Source organism: Pseudoalteromonas sp. Angola-30 (assembly GCF_028599215.1).
Lineage (GTDB): Bacteria > Pseudomonadota > Gammaproteobacteria > Enterobacterales > Alteromonadaceae > Pseudoalteromonas > Pseudoalteromonas atlantica.
The window spans coordinates 145,510-158,053 of sequence record NZ_JAQREI010000001.1 but is presented as its reverse complement, the minus strand read 5'-3'; the positions used below and the strand labels follow the sequence as shown (position 1 = coordinate 158,053).

Here is a 12,544-nt window from a genome sequence, read left to right as displayed (position 1 = left end):
ACACACAGTTTTTCTTACAATTATTTGGCTGGGGCTTCATTTTCTACCTTCATAGCCGTAACCTCCGAAGAACTGAGTTGGGTCGTTTAAAAGATTCTTTTTTAAGTCAACTTAAGTCTGATTTTGAGTGGTTAAATAAAAAAGTTAAACATACTATAGATAATAAAGTTGAAACTACTAAATACCAAGCTAGCACTCTACAGATTGAAGAAATCGTAGCATCGAAAATAGCTCAGTTAGAAGAAAAAATTGAACATTTAAATCTTATATACAAAAGAAAAGCATTCGACCCTGCAATGCTCTCAGAGTTCTATAGCTTAAACATTTTTGACTTAATGAAGGCCGACGACTACGAAAGAAGACTAAACATTATAGAAACAAGCATAGTGACTAAAATTAACACTTACTATACACATAACTTGTATCTTAATAGTAATATCCAAAACTTTTGTAAGGCTTACAAAGAAGAGTTTTTAGGCGCTATATTTGGAAGTATATTAATATTAATTTGGACTTTAATTTTTATTGTTTGGCTCTAATTGAAATATAACTTACTCCATCATTACTCTTTAGCTCCCCTTAATCTCACCCGTAAGTTTTAAATTGATAAAACCTAACTACAATGATGTAATTTAAGCTATGACTCCACTTCGGACGGGGAATACACGGCGCTTACGTTCACATAAATTTTTAACTTGAGGATCAAGTGTGATCCTCGGGGCGCCGTGAAGTTCCAAGGGGCAGACGGCGCTTTAATTTTACAAAGAACGCCCCTTGGTTGCCGCCAGCAATCTGGCAAAAACCTCGAATAGAGGTTTTAAAGTCTACTACTACAACCCTTTAAATATTCTTCGCTATTAATTCAGCTTTCAACAAGCCACCTTTAGTCAGTAACTTAGGCGCGAAACTTGGGTTACGTTTTGACTTATAAGCATCAAGTATTAACTTAAGTCCATGTGCTTCGAGTAGCGAAATATTTACTTCGGTATCCATCTCGGCAGACTCGATAAAGTCATCGGAAAAGCTGGGGGCAATTATCAATACCTGTGCTACACGTTTCCCCTGATTTTCAGCACGAGTTACATAGGCTTTTACTTGGCGTGACGTTGTTGAGTATTTTGCAAAGTCACCATTTTTACAGGTTTTTGCTTCACCAATAATTATGTCGTTATCGCTGAGTGAAATTACGATATCCGCTTTATCTTTAGTGGTGTTTAAGTCTTTTCGGAGATCTTCATCAATATTAAGTTCTAATATTTCAAAAATAGCTTTTGTGACTTCTTCAAACTTAACGCCAATGTCAGCTTCAATTACATCAGCGCCCGCCTCTCTTAGTGCGTTAATATCACGACGTGCCAGTGCGTCGTAATTTTCAATCAACTTATCTGTCGCATTAGCAAAGCTCTCTAAAATAGCAAAGCGTGGGTTGCCACGTTTAGATAAGCCCATACTGTCGCGAACTTCTTTTACTTCGTCATTTGAGAGTAAATATAAAATGTCATGAGGAGTAATACTCAAAGCTCGTAGCTTTTCAGTATCTATCACTTCGTTAGCTTCGAGTTCAAACGCTTCTTTTAGCACAGCTTGCATTGTTGGGAAGTGTTCTTCTAATGTTTTTAGAAGCTGTTTAAAACCGCTTGCACTTAGAGAATCAAACTCTTTTTCTGTTGCACCTGATAACGATGACAATATCAGACCAATGCGCTCATCTAAGGTTGTACCTAGTTTATCGGTATCAATTTCTAAATCTTGGATCAGTTGTTTTAATCGTTCTTTACGCTGGTTTTGATTATCTTCAACATTATGAATATCATCAGACAATAATTTTGCAGCACTAATACCTGAATGAATAATTGTTTGAATTTTATCAGTTCGGCTTACACCTCTGATTTTTCGACCATGGGCTTTAAGTGCATTTGAAAGCTCTGCATCAGTACAGGTTCTTAATATTCTGAGTACATATTTATCGGCAAGATCTTTACCTTGAATTTCATTCAGTAAGGTAACTATTTCATCAGGAATAAATACTTCTTGGCGCTTTTTACTGATAAACACCAACCCTATATCCCTTAGGCTATTTAAAGCATCTAACACACCATTTTTAGGAATAACATCAACTAAATGCTCAACAGCAGCACATTCATCTGTAGTGAGATTTAACTCATCTGCAAGCACATTAAGAATACTGCGTTCATCATCGGTAACCTTGGCATCACGGTTATTTTTTTCGTCATTAAAATATGCTTCTTTCATACAAGCGTGATAAATTTTTAGTCCTCGATTTCTTTCTAAAAGACTCTCATTAGAGCCTTGATGAATACACTCTTTTAATTCTTTTGAAAGCGTAGATAACTCAGCCCACTCTTTTTCATAGAGCGACTCAATCCAGCTTATTCTGGCAACCCCGTTGCCGTCACGACTTAAAATATTAACCAATAAGTTAAGCTGCGCTGTACTCATTAGAATCTGTTCTTTTACAGAAATTTTGAAGAACTCGCGGACGGTATTAAATAACTGAGTTATTTCACTTCCTGATGCATTTTTAATTTGGCCGTCAATATTGTCGATTGTTTTAGCTAGTGTTTTATTATTTTTAGCGGCGTCTGAACAAAGACGATCAAGGCATGAAATGAATTTAGATTTTTCAACTTGGTTGACGATTGATAAAACTTGGTTGAGTTTCATTTAATAGAGTCCTTTCTTATTATGTGGTTATTAACGTAACAGTTTATAATCATTAGAGCAATTATTGTTCAGCTAGGATCAATCTTTAGAACAAGATTAAACAACTCCTGTTCATAAGCACAAATCGATCAACACACATTAATTCCCCGTGATCACACCCGAAAGTTATCAATTGATGAGTAATCACTTGCATGGATGCAAGTTAAGCCGTGACTGGCACATGGATGTGCCTTACACGGCGCTTACGTTCACATCAATTTTTAACTTGAGGACACAGTGTGATCCTCGGGTGCGCCGTGGGATTCCAAAGGGCGGTCGGCGGCAGCCGCCCTTTGGTTGCCATCGCCAACGCGATAGAACCTCGAATAGAGGTTTCAATCTCTTTCCCCAAAACTAAAGTTAACTATATTTAGATCTTTAGGGTAATCAATTAACCACTTTAATCTTGTTATCCAACCTGCTTAGTAAAAATAGATCTTTAATAAAGACTCTCAGTACTTCATCTGACTCAGAGCGCTTACTTTCTAACCGTATGATAATTATTGAATTTATTAATCCAACAAGACGAATTAAAGCTTTTACAGTCTCTATGAAAACATGCAACCCAAATGAAAAAAGTAAAATTAGAAAAAAGCCTGAAATCAAATTATTTAGTTCAAGGAGTTCGAAGAACACCTCTGAATCACTCACACCTTTCATTACTAATAAAAAACAAATAGACATTAAAAAAATGAATAAGCTTAAGATTCTTGCCTTTGAGCTATCACTAAATAAACTAGAGAAGAACGTTTGCCAATAATTCTCATAAGGTGTTTTTCTTTCAAAGTAATACTTAAGCATTTTTTCATACTGCTCTGCTGTAACAAAAAACTCTGTACTTTTAATGCCAAGCTCTTTTAGAAGCCACTTTCTTTTAGCACGAAATAATGCACGTTTATCACCACTTTTTTCACCATGCTTTTCAAGAATCAACTTTTTCTTTTTTTCTTGCAAACTTGTGAAAGAAAAAAGAAAAGCAAACTCACTAAAAAATAACGCAGCTATACCGAGCCACTTCTGAGTCGTACTAGACTCTATAATTAAAAGGTAAAATGTTAAAAAACACATTCCTAGAAAAAGAGGGGCTAAAGCAATTGTAAAAAACCAGTTCCGCTTCATTTTAAAATTTAAGCCTTTACTGCTTTCAAAAGCAAAATAATATCTAGTCGCAATATGAAAAAGCTGTTCCAATTTTTAAATCCCTTTTAATTTTTAATACAAGAAGACAGGTAATTTTCTTTAATATTGATATACAACTTATGAGAAAACTCCCGCCCTCATTCATAAACACCAATCTACCAACACACTCGAATCCCCCGTGATCACACCTGAAACAGAGTTAATGATGAGTAATTTACAGCATGGATGCTGTACAAAGCGTATCTAGGCCATGGATGGCCTATCTACGCTGATTACGTTCACATCATTAACGTAAGTTGAAGATAAAGTGTGATTCTCGGGTGCGCCGTGGGATTCCAAAGGGTGGACGGCGGTATTCACCCTTTGGTTGCCGCCAGCAATCTGGCATAAACCTCAGATAGAGGTTATTAAATCCCTTTTCCCAAAACCATGTAAAAATCACGACTCAAGCCTGTTTCTGCACTTTCAAAGCACGAGGTAAACTCACGCCTACGGCACGACCTACAAATTTAAAAGCTGTGCTTTTCGCGCCAGCAAGCTCTGCGCCTATAAGTAATAGCGCGATATAAAATCGCGACTACAAAACCACTTGTTTAAAGCGTGCGAACGTTCGCATGCTTTCATCAGCAATCATTACTTCGTAATCGGGGTTCTGAGCGATTAACTCATATTGCCCGTTTGGTAATTTATTAACTTTACGCAGTAAATACTGTCCATCTCCGCTTATATCATCTCGCTCTATCGCGACTATTTGGCCGCGAAGTGATCCGGCTCTATCGGAAGTTATAAGCTCAAGTAACAATAAGTCGCCATCAAGTATTGGGTGTTTACCGCCATTCATAGAGTGGCCCGATGCACGTGCTAAAAAATGCACGTTTGGGTCAAGCTTGCCCGCGCCAAGTGGCGCGTCTAAATATTCAACATCGCTGCTATCGCCAGTTTTAAAATGCCCACAGGCAATTTTAATATTAGGGAAGTACGGTAGCTTTAATGCTTCATCAACTGATTTTAAACTAATGGCAGGTTCAGCAACTTGATTTAGCTCAGGCTGTGGTGCATTTGGAAACGTAAACAATTCTGCGGTTGGTTTTGCTTGTTCGAAATGGTCTTTATTGGCAATCCATAATTTAGCGCTGTTTGCTTGCGCTACTTGGTAAGCCCAATTGCTTACAGCGAGAGATTTATCGGCATCGCAATGAAAATAGGCACTTAGCTCATTACTAATAGTTTGGCTATTAACGACCAAATTTTGGTTTTGCCAGCGTTCACGGTGCTGCTGTGCGGCTAAAAAGTCGCGTTTGTTGTTATTACATGTGCGGTGCGCGGCCACAAAATTATGGCCAAGATCGTTTGCATAGCGGGCAAACGGTATAAAGTGATCAACCTCAACATCGTTTTTCATTGGCTTTTGGCAATAAAAACAGGTGTTTGATTGCAGCTCTACTAAAACAGGCTTTGCCTTGGTAAGTGCATTACGGTCTACCCCAAATAAAAACTCTTGCAGCTGACTTTGCGGGCCAATAAGGGCTTGGTTGTGCTTTATGCTTTGAATTTTTTGAAGCCACGCATTTTTAGCTAAATAAACCACTAGGTCGTAAAAGCGTCTAAAGCAGCTAGCAATGCCTGCATTTAACGTAATAAATTGAGTGCTGTTTGTGTGCGGGTACAAAAAGCATTCTTCTTGTTTGGCGAGAATTTGTAAGCGCCAAAGCGGCCCTGATTTTAGTGTTGCCATAGCAGCATTAAACGTGGGCTTATAAAACGGGCTGTGCTTAAGCTGGCGAAAGTTACGTATGTTGTTTTGCTGGCATTCAAACAATACGCTAATTACTTTTGATTGCGCGCCTGTATTTTGCTTAAGTAAGGCGCTTTCGCCGGTGTGCTCTGACGAAAACGGCATTGCATGGTGCCAGTATAAAGTAATGAGTTTATCGGCAAGGGTTGGTAGCTCTATTACTAATTCACTTTGCTCAGATAACAGCGGTTGCTCTACGCATACATCGGCAATGGCGTGTAAAAGTGCAAACTTGTAGGTAGCGCTAAAATCGCCCTCAACCAGCATGCGTTGAATATACGCAATAAAGTCGAGTTGTTGCTGCATTGCGCTGATCATAAAATGGGGCCAGCCTTTATTATGGCATTGAGCCACACTTCGCTTTCACGCCCTGGGCGCTGATCAACACTTTGCCAGTGCTTAATTATGCTTAATTGCGTGTGTTGATTTAATAAACTACTTAATAACTGCTCGGTTAAATCGGTAAATTCACGGCCATTATGTACACGCTCTTGAGTGCCATATTTAAACGATACATATAAAACGCCATTGGGTTTAAGCGCATTTTGTAGGTTTAAAAATACTTGAGGAAGCTCGGCCTTTGGCACATGTAACAAACTGGCGCAGCACCAAATACCGTCGTATTTATTAACACACTCAAGCTCTTGAAAGGTTTTAACCTCTACTGGTTGCTGAAAGTAACTGCTTGCAAGCTCTGCAAGTGCAGGGCTCGCATCAAAAGCCGACACACTAAAGCCTTGGCTTTTAAAATAGGCAGCATCGCGAGCTGAGCCACAACCTGCATCTAGCACATGGCCATTTTGGACAACATAAGGTAAAAACTCACGGTAAAGCGCCGACATATCAACATTAAGTGTTGAGTCGCTAAAGGTTTGTGCATTTTGGTTATAATAATTTAGTGTGGTATTGGGCACTGCTTATACCGCTCCTTGGCTTTTGCGAGTTCGCAACGTTAATACTGCATTCATGTTTGTTTAATCTACAGGAACAAGCCGATAAATTAAAGAACTTATAAGTAGGTTTTTTTAGCTTAATACGCTGTTTGTATTGAATTTAGCAATAATTATCTCCTTAAAACCTTAACCCTCTCCTTTTTAGATACATTTTTTTACAACTTTAATGATTCCTTCACCATTATATTATTTTGCTAGGTTATACTGTTTTAATAACGTACAAAAAAGCTTACCTCAGAGACTTAATGAATAAATTAATAACCTTATTATTGTGTGTGTTGTTTAGTACCTCTTGGGGTGTGTTTGCCTGCGAAAGAACGCTTAGCGTTGGCGCACATGATGCTTTTTGGCCTCCTTATGTAATGGGCATTAGCGGCCAGTTACAGGGTAAAGAGGTGGATGCGTTAACTATTATTTTTAAAGACTCGCCTTTTTGTTTTGAAATAAAAATGCTGCCTAATTCTAAACGGGCTTTTACCGAGCTGCGCCATGGCCGAATAGACATAGGCTGGGCGGCAAGTTACACCAGTGAGCGCGCTAAATATGCTCATTTTACAAAGGCCTACCGCACCGAGGTAATGCGTTTATATGAAAACAAAAACAATCAACACAAGGTTAAAAACTTAGCTGATATTTTTAACCAAGGTTTAACCATCGGCGCTAACTTTGGTAGTTATTATGGCGAAGAGTTTGAGCAGTATAAAAAAAGCCATAAAAAACAAATAGAATACACCAGCGCAACCAGTAAGCGCTTTGAAATGCTTAATAAGCAGCGTATAGATTACGCAATAGAAGACGAGCTAGTAGGCAATTATTTAAGTAAGCGTGGTAACAGCTTAATGAAAGCGCCAACTATACCCGCTATTAATAAAGACCAAATACACTTAATGCTGAGCAAAAGAACAGTTACGCCTGATGAGGTTAAAATTATTAACGCGCATATAGCTAAAAATAAAGCGGCACTTAAGGCGCTGTTTGAATGAATGTTTTAAGCTGTACTCGTGTGTTTTTATTGATGTGGGTAACGTGTTTGGGGTTATTTAGCGCTAAAGCCCAAGCATGCGATAAAACCATTAATGTAGGCACCAACGAGCGCTACTGGCCGCCGTATGTGGTACTAAAAAACAATACGTTAACGGGGGTTGAAATAGATATAATTAAAACCATTTTTAAAGACTCCCCTTTTTGTATAAATTTTACGTTATTACCTAACTCCTTACGCGCCTTAGAAGAGCTAAAACACGGCCGTGTAGATTTAATGTTTGCAGCAAGTAAAACCCGTAAGCGCCAAGCTTACGCCCACTTTAGTTTGCCTTATCGCGAAGAAGTAATGTTGTTGTATAAACATGCTGGCTCGGCAAGTATTAGTTCGTTAGAGCAGTTATTTAAAAAGGGCTTAATAACAGGCGTTAACCGCGGCAGCTTTTTAGGGCACACGTTTAAAATGTTAAGCGATAAATATAGCAAGCAAATAGTACTTACCAGCGATGCCGATAAACGCTTTGCTTTGTTAAATAAAAAGCGGGTAGATTTTGTAGTAGACGATTCGTTAGTGGCGCACCATTTTGCTAAAAAATACACGGCTATTTTACCCGTTGAGCAAGTAGCGCCTATTAACGTAAATAATGTGCATTTTATGATGAGCAAAAAAACGATTACTTTAGAAGAAGTTAACACTATTAATGCGCATATTGTAAAAAATAAAGCGGCGCTTAAGGCGTTATTTAAGTAATAATACTAACCCACATTAATACTTAATCATTTTCAGGGGCTAAATGTGTCGCTATCTGCGTTAAAAAATTCTCATTTAGAACAACTAAATAGCGAATTTTTTGCCTTGCTATCAACACGTTTATCCATCCTCAAAATAGATCACTTAATTATGCGGATTGGTATAAAAGGACGTTTTATGAAAATGTTTCTGTTAGCGTTTATAGTTTTGGTTGCGCAATTTAATGTGCTGGCATGCACTAAAACGTTAAAAATGGGCACCAACGAAACCAACTGGGCGCCCTATTTAATTAAACAAGGCAACGCCTTTGTTGGCGCAGAGGTAGATACGGTTAACGCTGTTTTTAAAAATTCGCCTTTTTGTATTGAGTGGGTTTATTTTCCGAGCTTATCGCGGGTTCAGCAAGAGCTAAAAACAGGCCATATTGATATTACCTTTGCGGCAAGTTATACAAAAGAGCGCGCCGAGTACTCTTATTTTACTGATGTTTATCGCGATGAAGTTATGCTGCTTTATAAGCATGAAAACGCCATAGATGTAATTAACTTAGCGGCGCTTTTTGAACGTGGCTTTATTGTTGGCGTTAACAGAGGCAGCTTTTTTGGCGCTGAGTTTGAAAAAATAAGAAAACACTACCCCAACCAAATAGTACTTACCGCGGATGCAAATACGCGCTTTGGTATGCTTAACAAAAAGCGAGTTGACTACGTGATTGACGACTCTGTTGTCGCAAAATATTTTGCTAAGCGCTACAGCACCATTTTGCCGGTAAAAACGGCGCCAGCTATTAATGTTAATGGCGTACATTTTATGATGAGTAAACAGTCGGTCACGCTTGATGAAGTAGCTGTAATTAATGGCCTTATTAAAAATAATAAAGCGGCCATAGAGCGCATTTATAAACCCTATTAACCTACGGCTTTACACTTATATAGATTCATAACCTAACGTGCTGCCATTTTAGGTATGTATCTTTTACCTTTCATTACCATGGGGGGATCTGTATAATTCGCCAGCTAATTTACCCTATTGCTTGGTCTTGTTTGTGGCGTTTTGCTGCAGTTGGCCCCTGTCAGTACTCATTCTAGGACTAACTTTTTGATCTCCACCGCAAATATTACGATGCAGTTTGGCGCAGAGCCGTTGTTTGAAAACATTTCAGCTAAATTTGGTAACGGTAACCGTTACGGTTTAATTGGCGCTAACGGCTGTGGTAAGTCGACCTTCATGAAAATTTTAAGCGGTGCGCTTGTGCCAAGTGCGGGTAATGTGTCGATTACGCCAGGGCTTAAAGTAGGTAACCTAAGCCAAGACCAGTTTGCGTTTGAACAATACAGCGTTGTAGATGCCGTAATTATGGGCGACGTAGAGCTTTGGAAAGTAAAGCAAGAGCGCGACCGTATTTACTCATTACCCGAAATGAGCGAAGAAGACGGCATGAAAGTGGCCGACCTTGAAAGCGTTTTTGCCGAAATGGATGGTTACACAGCTGAAAGCCGCGCTGAAGAAATACTAATAGAAGCGGGTATAGATAAAGAGTTTCATTATGGGTTAATGGCAAACGTTGCCCCAGGTTGGAAATTACGTGTGCTTTTAGCGCAGGCGCTGTTTGCAAACCCAGACATACTGCTACTTGATGAGCCAACCAATAACTTGGATATTCATACCATTACGTGGCTAGCTAATGAGCTTAATAAACGTAAATGCACCATGATTATTATTTCCCATGACCGCCACTTTTTAAATTCGGTATGTACTCACATGGCCGACATTGATTACGGTGAGCTGCGTATTTACCCAGGTAACTACGAAAAGTTTTTAGAAGCGGCGGGCTTACAGCGAGAGCAATTATTAGCCGAAAACGCTAAAAAAAGCGCCGAGATTGACGAGCTTCAAGACTTTGTTAACCGCTTTGGTGCTAACGCGTCTAAAGCTAAACAAGCCAGTTCGCGTGCTAAAAAAATGGATAAAATTAAGCTTGATGAAGTAAAAGCGTCAAGCCGTATGAGCCCATCATTAAGTTTTGACGAAGGCAAAAAAATGTACCGCCAAGCGCTTGAAGTTAATAAACTTGGCCACGGTTTTGATGGCGAAACATTATTTAGCGGCGGCGACTTTTTACTAGAAGCTGGCGCAAAGCTTGCGGTTATTGGCGAAAACGGTGTGGGTAAAACTACCTTTTTACGCTGTTTAGTAAACGAGCTTAAAAGTAATGAAGGCGAAATTAAGTGGTCAGAAAACGCAAGCTTTGGCTACTGCCCGCAAGACAGCACAAAAGATTTTGATAACGATTTAACGTTATTTGATTGGATGTCGCAATGGCGTACAGCCAAGCACAACGATTTAATGGTACGCGGCATGTTAGGGCGTTTGTTGTTTACCGCCGACGATTCAAACAAAAAAGCGCGTAACTGTTCTGGTGGTGAAAAAAACCGTTTGTTGTTTGGTAAGTTAATGATGCAAGACGTAAACGTACTTGTAATGGACGAGCCAACCAACCACATGGATATGGAAGCCATTGAAGCGCTAAACAATGCACTTAAAGACTTTGCGGGTACGCTTATTTTTGTAAGCCACGACCGCGAGTTTGTATCGTCTTTAGCAACACGTATTATTGATATTAAAGACAAGCAGGTCATTGATTTTCAAGGTACGTTTGACGAATACCTAGCAAGCATAGAAGAGAAAAAAATCGCTTAAGTTGTAGCAGCGATTTTATATCGCGTCTGTTTTAGGTTTAAGTTTTTAGGTTTAATCTTTTAGGTTTCAAAAACTAAAAATAAAACCTAAACCATTTTAAAAAGGTGCTGTTTAGCGCCTTTTTTTGTGGGTGTTTGAATAGGTGGGTGCGTATTGTTTTAGCCATAATAAGCTAAACCCTGCTCTGTAGACGCACAGCTTGCTGGCGTTTTAAAAGCAACGCTTTTACCTAAGTGTAACCACCTTTTCCAAAGCCATGAGAAGCTACGTTTCTAACGTGAGCAAGCTCAACGTCTACAAGTCAAACTAACGCCGGAGCTAACCTCTACCTTGTAGACGCACAGCTTGCTGGCGTTTAAAAGCAACGCTTTTACCTAAGTGTTACCACCTTTGCTAAGGCCATGAGAAGCTGCGCTTCTAACGTGAGCAAGCTCAACAACTACAAGTCAAACTAACGCCGGAGCTAAGCCCAATCCTGTAGACGCACAGCTTGCTGGCGTCTTAAAAGCAACGCTTTTACCTAAGTGTAACAACCTTTGCTAAAGCCATGAGAAGCTGCGCTTCTAACGTGAGCAAGCTCAACGTCTACAAGTCAAATTAACGCCAGAGCTAAGCCCAATCCTGTAGACGCGCAGCTTGTTGGCGTTTAAAAGCAGCGCTTTTACATAAGTGTAACCACCTTTGCTAAGGCCATGAGAAGCTACGTTTCTAACGTGAGCAAGCTCAACGTCTACAAGTCAAACTAACGCCGGAGCTAACCTCTACCTTGTAGACGCACAGCTTGCTGGCGTTTAAAAGCAACGCTTTACCCTGATGTTAAACCCCTTCGCTAAAGCCATGAGAAGCTACGCTTCTAACGTGAGCAAGCTCAGCGTCTACAAGTCAGATTAACTACTGTTTTAAAAACTTGCCTTGTGTAATAAACAGGTTTTCCTATATTTATTAAAATATATTAAGAAATGGCTCTCATGGTTTCTTCAACAAAACTATTAAAAGGTCGCTGCTCGTCTGCAAATAAATATTATTCAGTCACCATATGCTGCGTGCAAAGAGCCGATTTATTTGAAAACTTTGAGAATGCCTGTATAGCCGCTCGCGCGATCTTTTATATGCAAAAAAATGTTAATACTATTTGCTATACCGTAATGCCAGATCACCTTCATTGGCTTTTTCAGGTTAAGGCGCTCTCACTATCTGAGGTAGTTAGGCAGTTTAAAAGCTTAACAACCGTGAAGATTAATGCGCTTAGTGGTGATAAAGGTCCAATTTGGCAACAAAATTATTTTGATCATCAAATCCGCAATGAAAGAGATTTAATAATTCAGGCTCGTTATATTGTTGCAAACCCATTAAGAGCTGGGATTGTGCAAAAGATTGAACAATACCCTTTTTGGGATTGTATATATTTGAACGGCGGGGGTTGAGGGTATTATTTTTATTTTTCGTGAACAAGCATCGTGTACCAACGCCGGAGCTTAGCCCTAGTCTGTAGACGCGCAG

The 12,544-nt window shown here is 39.3% G+C and carries 10 protein-coding genes; 6 read left to right on the top strand and 4 right to left on the bottom strand.

The features are described 5' to 3' along the window. Positions 1–77: 77 nt before the first annotated feature. Positions 78–539, top strand: a complete 462-nt coding sequence (locus PSH54_RS00740) for a hypothetical protein (protein WP_273605188.1) — start codon at positions 78–80, stop codon at positions 537–539. A 301-nt stretch (positions 540–840) separates the two neighbouring features. Here the strand turns inward: PSH54_RS00740 and PSH54_RS00735 are convergent, their stop codons facing one another. The 4 genes from PSH54_RS00735 to PSH54_RS00720 all read right to left on the bottom strand — a co-directional run bounded on the left by PSH54_RS00735 (position 841) and on the right by PSH54_RS00720 (position 6,573). After that, a complete protein-coding gene (locus PSH54_RS00735) occupies positions 841–2,685 on the bottom strand; it encodes a hypothetical protein (RefSeq protein ID WP_273605187.1) in 1,845 nt (614 codons plus the stop codon). A 426-nt stretch (positions 2,686–3,111) separates the two neighbouring features. Beyond that, a complete protein-coding gene (locus PSH54_RS00730; protein WP_273605186.1) occupies positions 3,112–3,915 on the bottom strand; it encodes a hypothetical protein in 804 nt (267 codons plus the stop codon). Between the two features lie 526 nt (positions 3,916–4,441). Next, positions 4,442–5,977: a S24 family peptidase gene (locus PSH54_RS00725; protein ID WP_273605185.1), complete on the bottom strand. Its 1,536-nt coding sequence runs from the start codon at positions 5,975–5,977 to the stop codon at positions 4,442–4,444. Beyond that, positions 5,974–6,573: a class I SAM-dependent methyltransferase gene (locus PSH54_RS00720; RefSeq protein ID WP_273605184.1), complete on the bottom strand. Its 600-nt coding sequence runs from the start codon at positions 6,571–6,573 to the stop codon at positions 5,974–5,976. Before PSH54_RS00720 ends, PSH54_RS00725 begins: the two co-directional genes overlap by 4 nt. 284 nt (positions 6,574–6,857) lie before the next feature. On the opposite strand from PSH54_RS00720, the gene PSH54_RS00715 reads away from it, so the two are divergent. The 5 genes from PSH54_RS00715 (at position 6,858) to PSH54_RS00695 (ending at position 12,468) form a co-directional block, all read left to right on the top strand. Then, positions 6,858–7,595 (top strand): substrate-binding periplasmic protein, encoded by a 738-nt coding sequence (locus PSH54_RS00715; protein WP_273605183.1) that lies wholly within the window; start codon positions 6,858–6,860, stop codon positions 7,593–7,595. Continuing rightward, complete coding sequence (locus PSH54_RS00710) at positions 7,592–8,344, top strand: substrate-binding periplasmic protein (RefSeq protein WP_273605182.1); 753 nt, start codon at positions 7,592–7,594, stop codon at positions 8,342–8,344. Before PSH54_RS00715 ends, PSH54_RS00710 begins: the two co-directional genes overlap by 4 nt. Positions 8,345–8,521: 177 nt before the next feature. Next, positions 8,522–9,256, top strand: a complete 735-nt coding sequence (locus tag PSH54_RS00705) for a substrate-binding periplasmic protein (protein WP_273605181.1) — start codon at positions 8,522–8,524, stop codon at positions 9,254–9,256. 186 nt (positions 9,257–9,442) lie between these two features. Then, positions 9,443–11,044 (top strand): ABC-F family ATPase, encoded by a 1,602-nt coding sequence (locus tag PSH54_RS00700; RefSeq protein ID WP_273605180.1) that lies wholly within the window; start codon positions 9,443–9,445, stop codon positions 11,042–11,044. A gap of 959 nt (positions 11,045–12,003) precedes the next feature. Next, the gene (locus PSH54_RS00695) at positions 12,004–12,468 is read left to right on the top strand and encodes an REP-associated tyrosine transposase (RefSeq protein WP_337946975.1); all 465 of its coding nucleotides are present in this window, start codon (positions 12,004–12,006) and stop codon (positions 12,466–12,468) included. Positions 12,469–12,544 lie beyond the last annotated feature (76 nt).

Bases quoted from the DNA above. Each gene is read 5' to 3' on its own strand.
- PSH54_RS00735 (WP_273605187.1), bottom strand. From the start codon at position 2,685: ATGAAACTCAACCAAGTTTTATCAATCGTCAACCAAGTTGAAAAATCT.
- PSH54_RS00715 (WP_273605183.1), top strand. From the start codon at position 6,858: ATGAATAAATTAATAACCTTATTATTGTGTGTGTTGTTTAGTACCTCT.
- PSH54_RS00725 (WP_273605185.1), bottom strand. From the start codon at position 5,977: ATGATCAGCGCAATGCAGCAACAACTCGACTTTATTGCGTATATTCAA.
- PSH54_RS00695 (WP_337946975.1), top strand. From the start codon at position 12,004: ATGGCTCTCATGGTTTCTTCAACAAAACTATTAAAAGGTCGCTGCTCG.
- PSH54_RS00705 (WP_273605181.1), top strand. From the start codon at position 8,522: ATGAAAATGTTTCTGTTAGCGTTTATAGTTTTGGTTGCGCAATTTAAT.
- PSH54_RS00710 (WP_273605182.1), top strand. From the start codon at position 7,592: ATGAATGTTTTAAGCTGTACTCGTGTGTTTTTATTGATGTGGGTAACG.